At 60.2% G+C, this 18,308-nt stretch carries 17 protein-coding genes; 8 read left to right on the top strand and 9 right to left on the bottom strand.

Annotated features, from left to right (window positions below; genetic code table 11):
- Positions 1-3: 3 nt before the first annotated feature.
- Both J4E63_RS02945 and J4E63_RS02940 read right to left on the bottom strand, forming a co-directional pair.
- On the bottom strand, positions 4-1,185 hold the full coding sequence (locus tag J4E63_RS02945) for an amino acid ABC transporter permease (RefSeq protein ID WP_060740793.1): 1,182 nt from the start codon (positions 1,183-1,185) through the stop codon (positions 4-6).
- 65 nt (positions 1,186-1,250) lie between these two features.
- On the bottom strand, positions 1,251-2,282 hold the full coding sequence (locus tag J4E63_RS02940) for an amino acid ABC transporter substrate-binding protein (protein WP_060740792.1): 1,032 nt from the start codon (positions 2,280-2,282) through the stop codon (positions 1,251-1,253).
- A gap of 472 nt (positions 2,283-2,754) precedes the next feature.
- Here J4E63_RS02940 and J4E63_RS02935 point away from each other — a divergent pair, with 472 nt between their 5' ends.
- From J4E63_RS02935 to J4E63_RS02915, 5 genes are all read left to right on the top strand, one after another.
- Complete coding sequence (locus J4E63_RS02935) at positions 2,755-3,411, top strand: alpha/beta hydrolase (protein WP_092166252.1); 657 nt, start codon at positions 2,755-2,757, stop codon at positions 3,409-3,411.
- A gap of 98 nt (positions 3,412-3,509) precedes the next feature.
- On the top strand, positions 3,510-4,973 hold the full coding sequence (gene rhlB / locus J4E63_RS02930; protein WP_207281059.1) for an ATP-dependent RNA helicase RhlB: 1,464 nt from the start codon (positions 3,510-3,512) through the stop codon (positions 4,971-4,973).
- A gap of 123 nt (positions 4,974-5,096) precedes the next feature.
- Positions 5,097-6,044 carry an ornithine cyclodeaminase family protein gene (locus tag J4E63_RS02925; protein ID WP_207281058.1) on the top strand — a complete coding sequence of 316 codons (948 nt, stop codon included), beginning with the start codon at positions 5,097-5,099 and terminating at the stop codon, positions 6,042-6,044.
- Positions 6,045-6,194: 150 nt separating this feature from the next.
- Positions 6,195-7,322 carry an FAD-binding oxidoreductase gene (locus J4E63_RS02920; protein WP_060740788.1) on the top strand — a complete coding sequence of 376 codons (1,128 nt, stop codon included), beginning with the start codon at positions 6,195-6,197 and terminating at the stop codon, positions 7,320-7,322.
- A gap of 88 nt (positions 7,323-7,410) precedes the next feature.
- Positions 7,411-8,037 (top strand): transcriptional regulator, encoded by a 627-nt coding sequence (locus J4E63_RS02915; protein WP_060740787.1) that lies wholly within the window; start codon positions 7,411-7,413, stop codon positions 8,035-8,037.
- Between the two features lie 126 nt (positions 8,038-8,163).
- Here J4E63_RS02915 and J4E63_RS02910 read toward each other — a convergent pair whose 3' ends face one another.
- The 6 genes from J4E63_RS02910 to J4E63_RS02885 form a co-directional block, all read right to left on the bottom strand.
- Positions 8,164-8,940 (bottom strand): ABC transporter substrate-binding protein, encoded by a 777-nt coding sequence (locus J4E63_RS02910; protein ID WP_207281057.1) that lies wholly within the window; start codon positions 8,938-8,940, stop codon positions 8,164-8,166.
- A gap of 251 nt (positions 8,941-9,191) precedes the next feature.
- Positions 9,192-9,644: a molybdopterin synthase catalytic subunit MoaE gene (gene moaE / locus J4E63_RS02905; protein WP_060740785.1), complete on the bottom strand. Its 453-nt coding sequence runs from the start codon at positions 9,642-9,644 to the stop codon at positions 9,192-9,194.
- A 3-nt stretch (positions 9,645-9,647) separates the two neighbouring features.
- A complete protein-coding gene (locus J4E63_RS02900) occupies positions 9,648-9,890 on the bottom strand; it encodes a MoaD/ThiS family protein (RefSeq protein ID WP_092331917.1) in 243 nt (80 codons plus the stop codon).
- A complete protein-coding gene (gene moaC, locus J4E63_RS02895) occupies positions 9,887-10,360 on the bottom strand; it encodes a cyclic pyranopterin monophosphate synthase MoaC (protein ID WP_058542774.1) in 474 nt (157 codons plus the stop codon). Before moaC ends, J4E63_RS02900 begins: the two co-directional genes overlap by 4 nt.
- Positions 10,361-10,619: 259 nt before the next feature.
- Positions 10,620-12,014, bottom strand: coding sequence for a PhoH family protein (locus tag J4E63_RS02890; protein ID WP_060740782.1), 1,395 nt, complete (start codon positions 12,012-12,014; stop codon positions 10,620-10,622).
- 336 nt (positions 12,015-12,350) lie between these two features.
- Positions 12,351-13,475, bottom strand: a complete 1,125-nt coding sequence (locus J4E63_RS02885; protein WP_207281056.1) for a polysaccharide deacetylase family protein — start codon at positions 13,473-13,475, stop codon at positions 12,351-12,353.
- A gap of 309 nt (positions 13,476-13,784) precedes the next feature.
- On the opposite strand from J4E63_RS02885, the gene yaaA reads away from it, so the two are divergent.
- Positions 13,785-14,564 (top strand): peroxide stress protein YaaA, encoded by a 780-nt coding sequence (gene yaaA, locus J4E63_RS02880; RefSeq protein WP_207281055.1) that lies wholly within the window; start codon positions 13,785-13,787, stop codon positions 14,562-14,564.
- Positions 14,565-14,659: 95 nt separating this feature from the next.
- Here yaaA and J4E63_RS02875 read toward each other — a convergent pair whose 3' ends face one another.
- Positions 14,660-14,902, bottom strand: coding sequence for a hypothetical protein (locus J4E63_RS02875; RefSeq protein ID WP_207281054.1), 243 nt, complete (start codon positions 14,900-14,902; stop codon positions 14,660-14,662).
- Between the two features lie 472 nt (positions 14,903-15,374).
- Between J4E63_RS02875 and J4E63_RS02870 the strand changes: the two genes are divergently transcribed.
- Positions 15,375-16,691 (top strand): nucleotide sugar dehydrogenase, encoded by a 1,317-nt coding sequence (locus J4E63_RS02870; protein ID WP_053124910.1) that lies wholly within the window; start codon positions 15,375-15,377, stop codon positions 16,689-16,691.
- A gap of 100 nt (positions 16,692-16,791) precedes the next feature.
- The gene (gene alg8 / locus J4E63_RS02865; protein ID WP_371919231.1) at positions 16,792-18,273 is read left to right on the top strand and encodes a mannuronan synthase; all 1,482 of its coding nucleotides are present in this window, start codon (positions 16,792-16,794) and stop codon (positions 18,271-18,273) included.
- Positions 18,274-18,308: the final 35 nt, after the last annotated feature.

The raw sequence follows: 18,308 nt of genomic DNA, 5'->3' as shown, positions 1-18,308 counted from the left end.
TCCTCACCGCTCGATCAGCGCAATGCGCTTGTTGTACCAGTTCATCAGCAAGGAAATGCTGATACTGATCGCCAGGTACACACTCATGGTGATCGCGATCACCTCGATGGCCTGGCCGGTCTGGTTCAACACCGTGCCGGCAAACAACGAAACCATTTCCGGGTAGCCGATACCGGCGGCCAGGGAGGAGTTTTTCGCCAGGTTCAGGTATTGGCTGGTCAACGGTGGAATGATCACGCGCAGGGCTTGCGGGATGATCACCTTGCGCAGGGTCGGACCGTTGCGCAGCCCCAGGGAGCGGGCCGCTTCGGTCTGGCCATGGCTCACCGACTTGATGCCCGAACGCACGATCTCGGCGATGAACGCCGCAGTATATACGGTCAAGGCGAGGGTCAAGGCCAGCAGCTCAGGAATCAGAACCCAACCACCGACGAAGTTGAAACCCTTGAGCTCCGGCATTTCCCAGTGCACCGGCGCACCAAAAAGCAGCGCGCTCAAGGCCGGGATCACCAGGAACAGCGCCAGGCCGACCCAGAATTTATGGAACGGTTCACCGGTCGCTTCGAAACGCTTGTTGGCCCAACGGGCCATCAGCACGATGGCGACAATCGCCAGCACGATGCTGATCACGAACGGCCAGAACCCTTCGGCCACCAGCGCGGCAGGCATGTTCAGGCCACGGCTGCTGACAAAGAAGGTGTCGCCGAAGTTATGGGCGGCTCGCGGTCCCGGCATGCTCAGGAACACGGCAAAGTACCAGAACAGGATTTGCAGCAGTGGCGGGATGTTGCGGAAAACCTCCACATAGACGGTTGCCAGCTTGGCGATGATCCAGTTCTGCGACAAGCGCGCCACGCCGACGATGAAGCCGAGGATGGTCGCCAGGATCACGCCGATGAACGTCACCAGCAGCGTGTTGAGCAACCCGATGACAAAGACGCGGGCATAGCTGTCCGCTTCGGTGTAGTCGATCAGGTGTTGGGCAATGCCGAAGCCGGCACTGCGTTCCAGGAAGCCGAAACCGGAAGTGATGCCCCGGTGCGCGAGGTTGGTCTGCGTGTTATCGAACAGAAACCAGCCCAGCGAAATAACCGCCACGATGGTGACGATCTGAAATACCCACGCACGCACTCGTGGATCGCTGAGGCTAAGCCTCTGCTTAGGTGCGCCGATTGAATTTTGCATGAAGTGCCCCGCAAAGAATGGAACAGAACATCACCCGGTGGTTGGCCCACCGGGTGATAGAACCATCAGCGCACTGGTGGTGCGTATTGAATGCCGCCAGCGTTCCACAGAGCGTTCAGGCCGCGGTCGATTTCCAGCGGAGTGCTCTTGCCGAGGTTGCGCTCGAACATTTCACCGTAGTTGCCGACTTGCTTGACGATCTGCACGACCCAGTCTTTCGGCAGTTTCAGATCCTTGCCGTATTCACCGTCAGCGCCGAGCATACGAGCCACGTCAGGGTTCTTGGTGGATTTGGCTTCGGCCTCGACGTTCTTCGAGGTCACGCCAGCTTCTTCAGCGTTGAGCAGTGCGTAGCCAGTCCAGCGCACGATGGCCAGCCACTCGTCGTCACCGTTACGCACGACCGGGCCCAGGGGTTCCTTGGAAATGGTTTCCGGCAGAACCACGTAGTCCTTCGGCGAAGCCAGCTTGCTGCGCTGGGCGAACAGTTGGGACTTGTCGGAGGTCAGCACGTCGCAACGACCGGATTCCAGCGACTTGGCGCTTTCATCGGAGGTGTCGAAGGTGATCGGGGTGTACTTCAGGCCGTTGGCGCGGAAGTAGTCGGAAACGTTCAGCTCGGTGGTGGTACCGGCCTGGATGCAGATGGTTGCACCGTCCAGTTCCTTGGCGCTCTTGACGCCCAGCTTGTTGTTGGCCAGGAAGCCGATGCCATCGTAGTAGGTGATGAAGCCTGGGAATTTCAGGCCCATGCCCGCGTCACGGGAACTGGTCATGGTGGAGTTGCGCGAGAGCATGTCGATTTCGCCGGACTGCAGCGCGGTGAAGCGCTCCTTGGCGTTCAACTGGCTGAACTTGACCTTGGTCGCATCGCCGAATACCGCAGCGGCAACGGCACGGCAGAAGTCAGCGTCGATACCGACGATCTTGCCGGTCGAATCAGGCACCGAGAAACCCGGCAAGCCATCACTCACACCACATTGCACAAAACCTTTCTTCTGCACGGCATCCAGGGTTGCACCCGCCTGAGCGAACCCGCTGACACCGAGTACTGCTGCTGCAGTCACGACTGCCAGGGTGGATTTCAGTAACTTCATTCAAACCTCCAGTTTTGCTCTTGTTGTGTCGGAGCTCGAGTCCTGTCGCACCCTTTTGAGGCATTGCCGACCCTTGTTGGCTTTTTTTAGGGTCAACCGACGTCTGGACCTTCGCTATGAGTCTAATAATGAGGATGTCCGTAAACAGTGGTCATGCCCATCTCTCACCAATCGGCCGAACGGGCTGTAGCCCTTCACGTTCGCGAAGCCCGTAGCGGCTGCTGGCGAACATTCATCACCGGATTTCTGATATCCCATGCGGCGCGTCTAACTGATAGTGTTACCGCGCAGCGTAAGAATCATCACTCAGCAACCCCATAGCAAAGCCCGTACCAGACCGCTGCGCTTGGGCCATGTAAAACACGTCAAGACAAAAACTTTCAACTTTGCGACATCTAATTAACTGAGGCACCGGGAGCGCACTGTAATCACGCACTGATTGGGCGCACCCGCACAGATTTGGAGCACAACCATGACCGACCCCTTGATTCTCGAGCCCAGCGGCACTGTTGACGCGTGCGTTATCTGGCTCCACGGCCTGGGCGCCGATCGTTATGATTTCCTGCCAGTGGCCGAAATGCTGCAGCAAAAACTGCTCACCACACGTTTCGTTCTACCCCAGGCGCCAACCCAGCCAGTAACGATCAACGGCGGCTATGAGATGCCCAGTTGGTACGACATCCGCGCCTTGAGCCCGGCGCGGGCCATTGACGAACAGCAACTCGAAGCCTCGGCGCAACGGGTCATCGACCTGGTCGAAACCCAGCGAGCCAGCGGAATAGACGCCTCGCGGATTTTCCTCGCCGGTTTTTCCCAAGGAGGCGCGGTGGTCTATCACACCGCCTTCGTGAAATGGCAGGGGCCACTGGGCGGCGTGATCGCACTGTCTACTTATGCACCGACGTTCAGCGATGAACTGCAATTGTCGGCCAGCCAGCAACGCATTCCGGTCCTGGCCCTGCACGGCCAATACGACGAAGTGGTACTCAACCCCATGGGCCGGACCGCAAAAGAGTATTTGAAGCAGCATGGTGTCACCGTGACATGGCAGGAATACCCAATGGGCCACGAAGTGTTACCCGAGGAGATTCATGACATCGGCACCTGGCTGGCCGAACGGTTGCGCTAAGAGGCCAATCGCCACGCCGGTCCTTTGACGATCCCACTACGCCGCGCCCGTTTCTTGCATTACACTGGCCGGCGTACATTCCTTAACCAATCGATGAGATGACCGTGCTCAAAGCACTCAAGAAGATGTTCGGTAAAAGCGAGGCCGAGCAACTCGCGCCTGGCTCCACTGCGCCGACCCACGGCCCGAGCCGTACCGATGCGCAACAACCGCGCCGGACGGCCCCCGTCGCACAGGCGAAAAAAGAACCCGCCGCCCAGCCTGTCACGCCCCCCGAGCCTGAGACACCCCGCAACGAAGCCCCTCGGCCGCGCCGTGAACGCGCACCGAAACCGCCGGTCGTCGCCTGGAAACTCGAGGACTTTGCCGTAGAACCCCAGGAAGGCAAGACGCGCTTCCACGACTTCAAGCTCGCCCCGGAACTGATGCACGCCATCCAGGACCTGGGTTTCCCGTATTGCACGCCGATCCAGGCGCAAGTGCTGGGTTACACCCTCGCCGGCAAGGACGCCATCGGTCGCGCCCAGACCGGCACCGGCAAGACCGCCGCGTTCCTGATTTCCATCATCACCCAGTTGCTCCAGACCCCGCCGCCCAAAGAACGCTACATGGGCGAACCACGGGCGCTGATCATCGCCCCGACCCGCGAGCTGGTGGTGCAGATCGCCAAGGACGCCGCCGACCTGACCAAGTACACCGGCCTGAACGTCATGACGTTCGTGGGCGGCATGGATTTCGACAAGCAACTCAAGCACCTCGAAGCCCGCCATTGCGACATCCTGGTCGCCACGCCTGGCCGTCTGCTGGACTTCAACCAGCGCGGCGACGTGCACCTGGACATGGTCGAAGTGATGGTGCTGGACGAAGCCGACCGCATGCTCGACATGGGCTTCATCCCGCAAGTGCGCCAGATCATTCGCCAGACTCCACCCAAGAGCGAACGCCAGACCCTGCTGTTTTCCGCCACCTTCACCGAGGACGTGATGAACCTGGCGAAGCAGTGGACCACCGACCCGGCCATCGTCGAGATCGAAGCCGAGAACGTCGCCAGCGAAAACGTCGAGCAACATATCTACGCAGTCGCCGGTGCCGACAAGTACAAGCTGCTCTACAACCTGGTCAACGACAACGGTTGGGAGCGCGTGATGGTGTTCGCCAACCGCAAGGACGAAGTGCGGCGCATCGAAGAACGCCTGGTGCGCGATGGCGTCAACGCGGCCCAGCTCTCCGGCGACGTGCCCCAGCACAAGCGCATCAAGACCCTCGAAGGTTTCCGCGAAGGCAAGATCCGCGTGCTGGTTGCCACCGACGTGGCCGGCCGCGGCATCCACATCGACGGCATCAGCCACGTGATCAACTTCACCCTGCCGGAAGTACCGGACGACTACGTGCACCGTATCGGCCGTACCGGGCGTGCCGGAGCCGCTGGGGTTTCGATCAGCTTCGCCGGTGAAGACGACTCCTACCAGTTGCCGTCGATCGAGGCGTTGCTGGGGCGCAAGATCAGCTGTGAAATGCCACCGACCCACCTGTTGCGACCGGTCGAGCGCAAGCGCCCTTAACCGTCTCCACAGAGCAAAAAGCGCAGCCAGAACGAGCTGCGCTTTTTTTTGCCCCGGGATATTGCTCGATTAAACTAAAAGTCCATAATGGACAAATTAGTTTACAAGGTACCCGGAGCCTCCATGCCCAGCACGCCCTCTGTGATGACCCAAGCCCAAGTCCGTGAACTGCTCGGGCAAATCGACGTGCCGCACATCCTGCGCCAGCTGTTTCGTGATCTGGCAGTCGGGCAAGCGGTGCAGCCGCCTCAGCAACTGGTGGTGTTTCCCCACGGCGCCGGGGATTTCATCAATTATCTGGGCGTGCTGGCTGAAGACCAGGTCTATGGGGTCAAGACCTCGCCCTATATCGTGCGCGAGCAAGGCCCGTTGGTCACCGCCTGGACCTTGCTGATGTCGATGCAGACCGGCCAGCCGCTGCTGCTGTGCGACGCCGCCGAACTGACCACCGCCCGTACCGCCGCCACCACCGCCGTCGCCGTCGATGCCCTCGCCCCGCACAACGCCAGGCACCTGGCGGTCATCGGCAGCGGCGCGGTGGCCCAGGCGCACGTGCACTACGTCAAGAACCTGCGGGACTGGCAAGGCATCCGCCTCTACTCGCCAGGCCTGAAGAGCAAGTCGGCACAGGAACATGCCTCGCTCACCGGCCTGGACCCGCGCCTGCAAATCGTCGACACCCTCGAAGCGGCGCTGCACGACGCCGATGTGGTGATGCTCTGCACTTCGTCCGCCAAAGCTGTGCTCGACCCGCAGACCTTGGACAAACCGGCGCTGATCACTTCCATCAGCACCAACGCCCCACGCGCCCACGAAATACCGCCCCAGCGCCTCAACGACATGGACGTGTTCTGCGACTATCGTCAGACCACCCCAGGCTCGGCCGGTGAAATGCTGATCGCCGGCGAACAGCACGGCTGGGAGGCGTCGCGCATCGTCGGCGACTTGCCTGAATTGCTCAGCGAACACGTGGCGCGTCCCGACTACCAACGCCACGTGTTCTTCCGCTCCATCGGCCTGGGGCTGGAGGATGTTGCGCTGGCGAATGCGCTGTACCGACTTCGCAACTGACACACCCCAGTTTCCCTTGTGGGAGCGAGCTTGCTCGCGATAGCGGTGGGTCAGTCACCACCCATGTCGACTGTCAGGCCGCCATCGCGAGCAAGCTCGCTCCCACCGTTTTTTCCAGAGTCCCGGCACTGTGTTCCACAGGAGCATTTCATGACCTCAGCAGACTTCATCATCATCGGCGGCGGCATTGCCGGTGCTTCCACCGGTTACTGGCTGGCACCCCACGGCCGGGTGATTGTGCTCGAACGCGAATCCCATCCGGCCTATCACTCCACCGGACGTTCGGCGGCGCTGTACACCGCCGCCTACGGCACCCCGCAGGTGCGGGCGCTGACCCAGGCCAGCCGGGATTTTTTCGACGCCCCGCCGGCCGGTTTCTGCGAGCACCCGTTGCTGAGTCCACGGGGCGAAATGACCGTGGATTTCACCGGCGATCCGGCCGAGCTGAACAACCAGTACCTGAGCGCCAAGGCCACGGTGCCGCAGATGCAACTGCTCAGCGCCGAAGAAGCCTGCGTGCGGCTGCCGATCCTGCGACGGGACAAGGTCCACGGGGCGATCTATGACCCGACGGCCTGCGACATCGACACCGACGCCCTGCACCAGGGCTACTTGCGCGGTATTCGCCGCAATGGCGGTGAAGTGCACACGGACAGTGAAGTGCTGGGCCTGAGCCGCGACGACCAGGGACTTTGGCAGGTGAAGACCGCCAGCCAACGCTTCACCGCCCCCATCGTGATCAACGCCGCCGGCGCCTGGGCCGATCAGGTGGCCGTCCTGGCTGGCGCCCGGAAGCTGGGGTTGCAACCCAAGCGGCGTGCGGCATTCATCTTCGCCGGCCCCGAAGGCGTGGATATCCATGACTGGCCGATGCTGGTGAGCCTGGACGAATCCTTCTACATGAAGCCCGACGCCGGCATGTTCCTCGGCTCGCCGGCCAACGCCGACCCGGTGGAGCCTCACGACGTTCAGCCGGAAGAGCTGGACATCGCCATGGGCATCTACCAGATCGAGGAAGCCACCACCCTGACCATCCGCCGCCCGACCCGCACCTGGGCCGGATTGCGCAGTTTCGTCCACGACGGTGATCTGCTGTCCGGTTTCGATCCACAGGTGCCCGGACTGTTCTGGGTCGCGGCCCAAGGCGGCTACGGCATCCAGACGTCACCGGCCATGGGCCAGGCCAGCGCCGCGCTGGTGCGTGGCGAACCGCTGCCCGAAGCCCTGGCCCGTTTCGGCCTGAGCAGCGCCATGCTCTCCCCCAAGCGTTTGGGGTGAGCCAACCGGGGTGACGCATCGCCACGATTGCGGCACACTCCCCCGCGCCCCTGTTCCACGGGGCGCTGACGCTACCTGGAGCCCTGTCATGACCGCTTCGCCATCCGATCCGGCGCTGGAAAACTTCCGCACCATCGCCGACGCCATCGCCACGCTGTTCTACCCCCACGCCGAAGTGGTGCTGCACGACCTGCGCAGCCAGAAAGTCGATTACATCGCCAATAACCTGTCCAAGCGCGAGATTGGCGATGACTCGTCCCTGGAAGACATGCTCAGTGAGGACGTCAGCGAACGTAACATCGGGCCGTACGAGAAACTGAACTGGGACGGACAGAAGATTCGCAGCCTCAGCAGCGTCCTGCGCGACGCCCACGGTCATCCGCTGGCGGTGCTGTGCATCAACCTGAATATTTCGCTGTTCGAGAATGCCAAGGCCGCGTTGGATTTGTTCCTCTCGCCGGGCAAGTTGATTCCCCAGCCGGACTCACTGTTTCGCGATGACTGGCAGGAGCGGATCAACACCTTCCTCCACGCCTGGATGCGCGAGCGTCAGCTGAGCCTGAACCTGTTGACCCGCGATCACAAACGCGAGCTGGTGCTGGCGCTGCATGCCGAAGGCGCCTTCAAGGGCAAGAGCGCGTCCAACTATGTGGCCAATGTTCTGAACATGGGGCGGGCGACGGTGTACAAGCATTTGAAGGAGTTGAAGGGGTAGGATTTGCATAGCCTGGCCTGACGCCTTCGCGAGCAAGCTCGCTCCCACATTCGATCTCATTGCACACAGATATCGTGTACGACACCAATCCCCTGTGGGAGCGAGCTTGCTCGCGATAGCGATTAATCAGTCACCATAGATATCCGACTTGAAATACTTGGCCTGGATCTCCTGGTACTTCCCATTGGCCCGAATCCCATCGATGGCCTTGTTCAAGTCCGCCACCAGTTGGGTATTGCCTTTGCGCACCGCGATACCGGCGCCCTCGCCGACGTATTTCGGATCCTTGAGTTCGGGACCGACAAACGCGTAGCCCTTGCCACGGGGCATCGACAGGAAGTCTTCCAGCGGGATGGTGTCGGCGAAAATCGCGTCCAGGCGACCGGACGCCAGGTCCATGTAGATTTCTTCGTTGTTGCTGTAGCGCTTGACCGTCACACCCTTGGGTTCGAGCACTTCAGTGGCGTAGCGGTCAGTGGTGGTGGCCCGTTGCACGCCCACGGTCTTGCCCTTGAGGCTGGCGTACTGATCATCGACCACTGCCCCTTCCTTCATGACCAGGCGCGATGAGGTGAAGTAGTACTTGTGGGTGAAATCCACCGACTTCTTGCGCTCTTCGGTGATGGTCATGGACGACAACGCCAGGTCGATCTTCTTCACCTTGAGCGATGGAATCAGCCCGTCGAACTCACCCTCGATCCATTCGCACTCGACCTTCATCTGCGCGCACAGGGCATTGCCGATGTCGTAGTCGAACCCCTCGATTTTCCCTTCCGAGGTCTTGGAAGCAAACGGCGGATAAGCTGCCTCGATACCGATGCGCAAGGTTTTCTCAGCGGCGAACAGGCTACTGGAGGCCAACAGGCTCAAGGCCAGGCCGGTGATGAGGGGGAGTTTGCTCATGATCAATCTCTCGCAGGTTGTTGTTGGTTTGGCAGAGAAAGGTGGACGCAGTTGTTTTGTACTTATAAATCCATACTGGACTTTAATGTACACACCGTCAATCGGTAGGCAGGGGGATGTGATGGGTGGCTGATGGCCTCATCGCGAGCAAGCTCGCTCCCACAGGGGATCCTTGATGCACAAAGATCCAGTGTGGGAGCGAGCTTGCTCGCGATGACGGACTCATGGCTTGCGAAAAAACTACAGGGGGCTTACTGCTTCCAGCGATCCGCCGCCGCATGATCACTGTCCCGCCCTTCAACCCAGCGCGGGCCATCGACGGTGTTTTCCTTTTTCCAGAACGGCGCACGGGTCTTGAGGTAGTCCATGACAAAGGCGCAGGCGTCGAACGCCGCCTGGCGATGAGCACTGGCGGCCGCGACGAAGACTATCGGCTCGCCCGGCTCCAGGGCACCGATGCGGTGCAGCACTTCCAGCTTGAGCAACGGCCAGCGCTGCTCGGCCTCGCTGGCGATCTTGCCCAAGGCCTTTTCAGTCATGCCCGGATAGTGCTCCAGGAACATCCCGGACACGTCAAGGCCGTCATTGAAGTCGCGCACGTAACCGACGAAGCTCACCACCGCCCCCACGCCGACATTGGCCGCGTGCATCGCGTTGACTTCGACGCCCGGGTCGAACGGTTCGACCTGCACACGAATCGCCACGGCTCAGCCTCCGGTCACGGTAGGAAAGAACGCCACTTCGTCACCGTCCGCCAGGGGCTCGTCGAGCTGGCACAGGTCTTCGTTGCGTGCGCACATCAGGTTCTGCTCCTTCAGCACGTCGGCACCGTCACGCTGGGCAAGCAGCACGCGCACGTCGTCGACCGTGGCGAAATCGCCTTCCACCTTTACCGCATCCACACCAAGCGCTTCACGGTAACGGGCAAAGAACTTCACGGTAATCTTCATGACGCATCCGCCTGGAAATGGCCGCTCTTGCCGCCGAGTTTCTCCAGCACTCGTACGCCTTCGATGGTCATGCCACGGTCGACAGCCTTGCACATGTCGTAGATGGTCAGCGCGGCGACGCTGGCGGCCGTGAGGGCCTCCATTTCCACGCCGGTCTGCCCCGACAGTTTGCAGCGGGCGACAATGCGCACCCGGTCCTCGCCCTCGGCGTTGAGCTCGACCTTGACGCCGGTGAGCAGCAACGGGTGGCAGAGCGGAATCAGGTCACTGGTTTTCTTGGCAGCCTGGATGCCGGCAATGCGCGCGACGGCGAACACATCGCCCTTGGGGTGACCGCCGCTGACAATCATCTGCAGCGTGTCGGGCAGCATGCGCACAAAGGCCTCGGCCGTGGCTTCACGGAACGTCACGGCCTTGTCGGTCACGTCGACCATATTGGCGCGACCTTGGGAATCGAGATGAGTCAGCACAGGGTTACTCCTGATCGGGAATGTCGATTGTAAACCTGTGGGTCAGATTCCGGCAGGGTTGATTGTCGCACCCCACTTGCGTATCGGACTCGAAAGTCAGCGCAAAACCTTGTGGGAGCGAGCTTGCTCGCGATGGCGGTGGGTCAGACACTTATTTTTTATCTGATACACCGTCATCGCGAGCAGGCTCGCTTCCACAGGTTTTTTTGTACAGCCATAAAAAACCGGGCGGCTTGAAGGCCGCCCGGCTGGGTTGGGGTTACAGGTGGGATTCGGCGTATTCGGCCAGGATCGAGCGCGGTACGCCCTGCAGGGTGATGTGGACCCCGTTGGGGAAGTCCTTGAAGCGTTCGGTCAGGTAGGTCAGCCCGGAGCTGGTCGCGGACAGGTAAGGGGTATCGATCTGCGCCAGGTTACCCAGGCACACCACTTTGGAACCGGCGCCGGCACGGGTGATGATGGTTTTCATCTGGTGCGGGGTCAGGTTCTGGCATTCGTCGATCAGGATCAGGCTCTGCTGGAAGCTGCGCCCGCGAATGTAGTTGAGGGATTTGAACTGCAACGGCACTTTGCTGAGGATGTAGTCGACGCTGCCATGGGTGCTTTCGTCATCCATGTGCAAGGCTTCGAGGTTGTCGGTGATCGCCCCCAGCCACGGCTCCATTTTTTCCGCCTCGGTGCCAGGCAGGAAACCGATCTCCTGGTCCAGGCCCTGCACGCTGCGGGTGGCGATGATGCGCCGGTAGCGCTTGCTGACCATGGTCTGCTCGATCGCGGCGGCCAGGGCCAGGATGGTCTTGCCGGAACCGGCGGCGCCGGACAGGTTGACCAGGTGGATATCCGGGTCGAGCAAGGCGAACAGGGCCAGGCTCTGGTAGATGTCACGAGGCTTGAGGCCCCAGGCTTCCTGGTGCAGCAGCGGTTCCTGGTGCAGGTCGAGGATCAGCAGTTTGTCGACCTGGATTTCCTTGATCCAGCCGACGAAGCCTTGTTCGTCGATGATGAACTCGTTGATGTGCACGGCCGGCAGGTTGTCGATCAGTTGTACCTGGTGCCAGGTGCGGCCATGGTCCTGGCGAGTCTCGACCTTGCTCACACGGTCCCAGAAGGAGCCGGTCATGGTGTGGTAGCCGTTGGGCAACAGCGAAACGTCGTCAACCAGTTGGTCGGTGCTGTAGTCCTCCGCCGCGATCCCGCAGGCGCGGGCCTTGAGGCGCATGTTGATGTCTTTGGTCACCAGCACCACGGACTGGTCCTTGTTGCGCGCGTGCAGGTCGATCAACTGGTTGATGATGATGTTGTCGTTCAGGTGTTCAGGCAGCACCAGGTTGGGTTCGGTGCGCTTGCTCATCAGGATCGAAAGCAAGCCCTTGGGACCACTTTTGCCGCGCTGGATCGGCACGCCGAGCTCAACGTCTTCCGGGGAGGCATCCCCCAAGGTCTTGTCGATCAGGCGGATCGCCTGCCGGCATTCGGCCGCAACGCTGTGGTGCCCGCTCTTGAGCTTGTCCAGCTCCTCAAGCACGGTCATCGGGATGGCGACGTGGTGTTCTTCGAAGTTCAGGAGCGCGTTTGGATCGTGGATCAATACGTTGGTATCGAGTACATAGAGGATTGGCTGGTTGGAGGAAGGGCTACGTCCGTGGTCATCCATACTCGGTCACCTATGTGGGGGCCATTCGACGCAATACCGTGACAGTGCTGCGCCTCGAGGTAGCCACCGAATTCACCCGCGAGGATTCAGGTGAACTGCACACAATCTGGGTCTTGGAAGACGCCACCTGTGTTGCAGGTTTCGGCGGTCTGACTTCTTGATACTCCAAAAACCATGACAGGAAAAAGCACTTTGACGCTTTTTTGAAGTTTATTTTTCAGAGTGACGAATAACCCTTGGCGTACCGCCGTCGCGCCGTTAAAGTCGGAAGTCCGGTTGTCATGAATGTGTCCCGGATTTTCCTCCTTCCCCAATGTTTCCGGGGCTTTCCCGGTTTCAGCGAAACGCCTCCTGACAGTCCGCCCACCCGATCCCGCTCTGCGCCGTCTGCGCCATGAGCCAGGGCATCGCCGTTTTCACCCCATCCTGCTTGGCGTTGAAATTGATCACCCCGTGGCGCCACAGCAGCATCAGGGTCAGCACACGCTGGGCGCTTTGCTCAGGCTTGAGCCGATTGCCGCTGTCCTGGGGATCGATGTCCCACAGCGCCACCTGCAGGCCCTGCTGTCGGAAAAATCCTTCGGCATCGCCACGACGCTGGCCTTGGGGCGGGCGGAACAGCGGCACGTAATTCTCGGGCAGTTTGCCCTTGACCAGTTCGACACTGCGCCGGACCGAGTCTTGCCAGTCCTGCCAATGGCTGTGGGAACGGAACTCCCAGCCCTGCACACCCACGCACTGTCCCGCATACAACATCTGGAGACTGTTGACCGAGCGCTCTTCCAACCGCGCCTGGATGTCCTTGCCCAGCACGAAGAAGGTGCCGTTCATGTTCGCCTTGCGCAGGTATTCGGTCAGCCACGGGGTGTTGTCCGGCACGACGTTGGCGGCACTGTCGAAGGTCAACAGGAACAGCCGGTCGTTCATCTCCTCGCCGTTGCGCTCGTATTCGCCAAAACGGGCGATTTCACTGCTGGTTTGCGGAAAAAGCGCGGCTTTGCGTAGCAGTTCATCACGATATTGCGTATGAAAGATCTGGCTCGGTGCCGCCCATTTGATGTAGTAGGAGTCGTCATCGAGATGGAACCTGCGGGCCTCTTCACGCAGGGTCGCCATGTCCTCGACCAGGTAACAGAAGGACGCATCCTGGTCGCAACTGCGCTGGGCAAAGTTGTAGTTGCTCAGCAACCGTTGCCACAGCCGGGCGCGAAGGGCGTCGATCGCGGCCATATTGACCGTGCGCAGCCCCAGATACTGCTTGAGCGCGATTTCGTCCATGGCATCGACGTCCAGCAAGCCCCGGGCGAACATCAGGATCTCGGCCCGCGAAGCCACGTCGAACAGCGTCGGGCTGGTGAGTTGTTCCGGCCAGGTAGTGCGGTCCAGGGTGGCGACGTCGTTGGGCGCCGCGAGGGCGCCGAAGCTCAACAGCCAGGCCGATAACACAAGGGCGATGCGCAAAAGGGATGTCTCCATAACGAAACCCGCGCGGCATCATAGCCGATCCTGATGAGCTGATTATGGGAAGGGAGCGCGTTGTGGAAAGACAAGCTGTTGTGAAGAGACATGCTTTTGTGGCGAGGGAGCTTGCTCCCGCTGGGTTGCGAAGCGACCCCAAGAAAGATGGCGACCGCTTCGCGCTCGAGCGGGAGCAAGCTCCCTCGCCACAAAAGCCCATCAATGCTCACCCATCCATCACCTATTGCCTCGATAGCTGGAGTCCACCCGGACAACCCCCTAGAATCGCCGAACCTTCAAGGAGACAATTGCATGCTGATGGTGATTTCCCCCGCCAAGACCCTCGATTACGAAACACCGCCGGCCACCGCGCGCTTTACCCAGCCGCAGTACCTGGATCACTCCCAGGAACTGATTGAACAACTGCGCGCACTCTCGCCGGCACAGATCAGCGAACTGATGCACGTCTCCGACAAGATCGGCGGCCTCAATGCCGCGCGATTCGGCAGTTGGACGCCAGCGTTCACCCCTGCCAACGCCAAGCAGGCGCTGCTGGCCTTCAAGGGTGACGTGTACACCGGCCTCGATGCGCAAAGCTTTGGCGAAGCCGACTTCGACTATGCCCAGCAGCACTTGCGCATGCTCTCGGGGCTCTATGGCCTGCTGCGCCCACTGGACCTGATGCAACCCTATCGCCTGGAGATGGGCACGAAGCTGGCCAATGCCCGCGGCAAGGACCTGTATGCCTTCTGGGGCACGCGCATCAGCGAATGGCTGAACGAAGCCCTCGCCGAACAAGGCGATGACGTCCTGTTGAACCTGGCGTCCAATGAATACTTCTCGGCGGTCAAGCGCAGCGCACTGAAAGCGCGCGTCATCGATACCGAGTTCCGCGACTTGAAAAATGGCCAGTACAAGATCATCAGCTTCTATGCCAAAAAGGCCCGGGGCCTGATGAGTCGTTTCGTCATTGAAGAACGCATCAACGACCCTGCGGCACTCAGCCAATTCGATGTTCAGGGTTATCGCTTCAACGCACTACAGTCGAGCCAGGACAAACTAGTGTTCTTGCGCGATCACGCTCCCGAATAAGGCATAACCTTATATCGCCCCTGATCGGGGGCTTCGATCAAGCCCCGATCCGTCATCTTAGTTCCCCGCCTGTTTCGCCAGTTTCGTGACGTCAATTAATCGCCCCACTCCCCCTCTAACTTTTCTTTCACTCGACACTCGTCAGTTTTTTGCGTAGTGGCACCAAAATTTTTTATCAGTAGTGGCACAAAACCATCTACCCCACCTAACTCCCCATTAATAAAGGATGAAACGGCAAGTGCCATCATATTGAGGGCAGTGCCATCTTGGATAATATTTCGAAAAATTTCGAAAATCGCGATGAGCGGATCGGAACTATGTGAAATTGCACGGCTCATACCACCGGTAACGATTCTCACGGAGCGTGTAAGAGATGACTTACATAGGCCGTCGATCCAAGTAACCAAGTTGTCATGGCAATTTAGCGAAACGGTCGCCTATTTGGATCCATCTTATAAAGGACAGGAGATAACGCACCATTACTATCCCCTACAAGGCCAAGGCTGCGCCCCTATAACGTGCTCACCCGAGCACACAAGCTTCTGATTTTGTGGGCTTTTGCCAGGAATCAGAGGTGAGAGACTTTTTGCACGAGCGTTCTTGATTTACAGGGACTGGCTGCATAACAGGGCAGGTCATAACAACTAGGCCGCTTTGCGCACAACTTGAGTGCACTTATTTAGACACTCGGAACTTAGTATGCCTGCACACGGCACTGTGGCGCCTGCATTCCACACTTCCGAGTGCTCGATGACCGCTGAACACTATTAACTCCGGCCATTTAATGGCGTGAAAACAGAGGTAAATGCGATGCGCATTAGCATATTTGGTTTGGGTTACGTCGGTGCAGTATGTGCCGGTTGCCTGTCTGCACGGGGCCATGATGTAGTTGGCGTGGATGTCGCCAAAGACAAAATCGACATGATCAACGCCGGTAAATCGCCGATCGTTGAACCGGGTCTTGGTGAGCTGTTGGCGCAAGGCATTCAAACTGGCCGACTGCGCGGCACGACCAACTTCGCCGAGGCGATTCGCGATACTGACCTGTCGATGATCTGCGTCGGTACACCGAGCAAAAAGAACGGCGACCTGGAACTGAACTACATCGAAGCGGTGTGCCGCGAGATTGGTTTTGTCCTGCGTGACAAGACCACCCGCCACACTATCGTAGTTCGCAGCACCGTATTGCCGGGCACCGTGGCAAACGTTGTCATCCCGATCCTGGAAGACTGCTCCGGCAAGAAAGCCGGTGTCGATTTCGGTGTCGCGGTCAACCCTGAGTTCCTGCGTGAAAGCACCGCGATCAAGGACTACGACCAGCCGCCGATGACCGTTATCGGTGAGTTCGACACCGCCTCCGGCGACGTCCTGCAGTCGCTGTACGAAGAGCTCGATGCGCCGATCATCCGCAAGGACATCGCCGTCGCCGAGATGATCAAGTACACCTGCAACGTGTGGCACGCCACCAAGGTGACCTTCGCCAACGAGATCGGCAACATCGCCAAGGCCGTCGGCGTCGATGGTCGTGAAGTGATGGACGTGGTCTGCCAGGACAAGACCCTGAACCTGTCCCAGTACTACATGCGCCCAGGCTTCGCCTTCGGCGGCTCGTGCCTGCCCAAGGACGTTCGCGCCCTGACCTACCGCGCCGGCGCCCTGGACGTGGAAGCGCCGCTGCTCAACTCGCTGATGCGCAGCAACGAGTCCCAGGTGCAGAACGCCTTCGACATCGTCTCCAGCCACGACAAGCGCAAAGTCGCCCTGTTGGGCCTGAGCTTCAAGGCCGGCACCGACGACCTGCGTGAAAGCCCGCTGGTGGAATTGGCGGAAATGCTGATCGGCAAGGGTTTCGACCTGAAGATCTACGACAGCAACGTCGAATACGCCCGCGTCCACGGTGCGAACAAGGATTACATCGAGTCGAAGATTCCTCACGTCTCGTCCTTGCTCAACGCCGACTTCGACTCGGTGATCGACAGCTCCGACATCATCATCCTGGGTAACCGCGACGAGAAGTTCCGCGCGCTGACCGAAAACGTACCGGAAGGCAAGCAGGTCATCGACCTGGTCGGCTTCATGTCCAAGGCCACCAACCCGAGTGGCCGGACCGAAGGCATCTGCTGGTAAGTCTGTTTGCCGGCCGGGGCATGCCTCGGCCGGCCTTTCGCCTGCCTTAACCCATCGGGCCGCCCACAAGGCCCGCCCGAGATAGAGACGGATGCAGATTATGCACAGGCTAAAGCACGGCCTGCTTCAGGCCGCCGGTTGGCTGTTTTACTTGAGTTTATTGATGGGCATCGCCATGGCGCTGCCCACGTCCACGTTCGACTCCGAATCCAAGGACTTCATCTTCCTGATCGGCGCCGTGGGCATCTGGCGTTACTCCATGGGAGCAACGCATTTCGTGCGCGGCATGATCTTCCTGTACATCGTCTACCCACACCTGCGCCGCAAGGTCCGCAAGCTGGGCAAGGCGGCGGATCCGTCCCACGTGTACCTGATGGTCACCAGCTTCCGGATCGATGCGCTGACCACTGCCCAGGTGTATGGCTCGGTGATCCGCGAGGCCATCGACTGCGGGCTGCCCACCACCGTGGTCTGTTCCATCGTGGAAATGTCCGACGAATTGCTGGTCAAGAGCCTCTGGGCCCGCATGAACCCGCCTGCGCGGGTCAAGCTGGACTTCGTGCGTATCCCTGGCACCGGCAAGCGTGACGGCCTGGCCTACGGCTTCCGCGCCATCTCCCGCCACCTGCCGGACGACCGCGCCGTGGTCGCCGTGATCGATGGCGACACCGTGCTCGCCGAAGGCGTCGTGCGCAAGACCGTGCCGTGGTTCCAGTTGTTCGGCAACGTCGGCGGCCTGACCACCAACGAGTTCTGCGAAGTGCGCGGCGGCTACATCATGAGTGAGTGGCACAAACTGCGCTTCGCCCAACGCCACATCAACATGTGCTCCATGGCCTTGTCCAAGCGCGTGCTGACCATGACCGGGCGCATGTCGGTGTTCCGCGCCACCGTGGTCACCAACCCGGACTTCATCGCCGACGTGGAAAGCGACTCGCTGCAACACTGGCGCCTGGGCCGCTTCAAGTTCCTGACCGGCGACGACAAGTCGAGCTGGTTCAGCCTGATGCGCCTGGGCTACGACACGTTCTACGTGCCCGATGCGGCGATCAACACCGTCGAGCATCCGCCGGAGAAGAGCTTCATCAAGGCCAGTCGCAAGCTGATGTTCCGCTGGTATGGCAACAACCTGCGGCAGAACTCCCGGGCACTGGGCCTGGGCATGCGCCGTCTGGGCCTGTTCACCTCGGTGGTGCTGTTCGACCAGCGCGTGTCGATGTGGACCTCGCTGCTGGGCCTGACCGTGGCACTGATCGCCAGCTTCAAGTACGGCACCGCGTTCATCCTGGTGTACCTGCTGTGGATCGGCATCACCCGGTTGCTGCTGACCCTGTTGCTGTCGTGCTCCGGACACAAGATCGGCCCTGCCTACCCGGCGATTCTCTACTACAACCAGATCGTCGGGGCCCTGGTGAAGATCTACGTGTTCTTCCGCCTCGACCAGCAGTCCTGGACCCGCCAGCCAACCTCACTGACCCGTGATCTCGCCAGCTTTCAACGTTGGTTCAACACTTGGTCGTCTCGGACCATGACCTTCTCCGCCGGCAGCATTTTTGTCGCCGTGCTGCTGACGATGGTCTGACCGGACTTGAATGAATTAACTAGGAAATCGCCCCT

The organism is Pseudomonas sp. FW300-N2F2 (assembly GCF_017351655.1).
GTDB classification, from domain to species: Bacteria; Pseudomonadota; Gammaproteobacteria; order Pseudomonadales; family Pseudomonadaceae; genus Aquipseudomonas; species Aquipseudomonas fluorescens_AA.
The sequence above is the reverse complement of the archived record's forward strand: the minus strand, read 5'-3'. Positions and strand labels throughout refer to the sequence as shown.

Excerpts from the sequence above, each read along its gene's own strand:
- J4E63_RS02945 (WP_060740793.1), bottom strand. The coding sequence starts at position 1,185 with ATGCAAAATTCAATCGGCGCACCTAAGCAGAGGCTTAGCCTCAGCGAT.
- J4E63_RS02940 (WP_060740792.1), bottom strand. The coding sequence starts at position 2,282 with ATGAAGTTACTGAAATCCACCCTGGCAGTCGTGACTGCAGCAGCAGTA.
- J4E63_RS02935 (WP_092166252.1), top strand. The coding sequence starts at position 2,755 with ATGACCGACCCCTTGATTCTCGAGCCCAGCGGCACTGTTGACGCGTGC.
- rhlB (WP_207281059.1), top strand. The coding sequence starts at position 3,510 with ATGACCGTGCTCAAAGCACTCAAGAAGATGTTCGGTAAAAGCGAGGCC.
- J4E63_RS02925 (WP_207281058.1), top strand. The coding sequence starts at position 5,097 with ATGCCCAGCACGCCCTCTGTGATGACCCAAGCCCAAGTCCGTGAACTG.
- J4E63_RS02920 (WP_060740788.1), top strand. The coding sequence starts at position 6,195 with ATGACCTCAGCAGACTTCATCATCATCGGCGGCGGCATTGCCGGTGCT.
- J4E63_RS02915 (WP_060740787.1), top strand. The coding sequence starts at position 7,411 with ATGACCGCTTCGCCATCCGATCCGGCGCTGGAAAACTTCCGCACCATC.
- J4E63_RS02910 (WP_207281057.1), bottom strand. The coding sequence starts at position 8,940 with ATGAGCAAACTCCCCCTCATCACCGGCCTGGCCTTGAGCCTGTTGGCC.
- J4E63_RS02900 (WP_092331917.1), bottom strand. The coding sequence starts at position 9,890 with ATGAAGATTACCGTGAAGTTCTTTGCCCGTTACCGTGAAGCGCTTGGT.
- J4E63_RS02890 (WP_060740782.1), bottom strand. The coding sequence starts at position 12,014 with ATGGATGACCACGGACGTAGCCCTTCCTCCAACCAGCCAATCCTCTAT.
- yaaA (WP_207281055.1), top strand. The coding sequence starts at position 13,785 with ATGCTGATGGTGATTTCCCCCGCCAAGACCCTCGATTACGAAACACCG.
- J4E63_RS02875 (WP_207281054.1), bottom strand. The coding sequence starts at position 14,902 with ATGAGCCGTGCAATTTCACATAGTTCCGATCCGCTCATCGCGATTTTC.
- J4E63_RS02870 (WP_053124910.1), top strand. The coding sequence starts at position 15,375 with ATGCGCATTAGCATATTTGGTTTGGGTTACGTCGGTGCAGTATGTGCC.
- alg8 (WP_371919231.1), top strand. The coding sequence starts at position 16,792 with ATGCACAGGCTAAAGCACGGCCTGCTTCAGGCCGCCGGTTGGCTGTTT.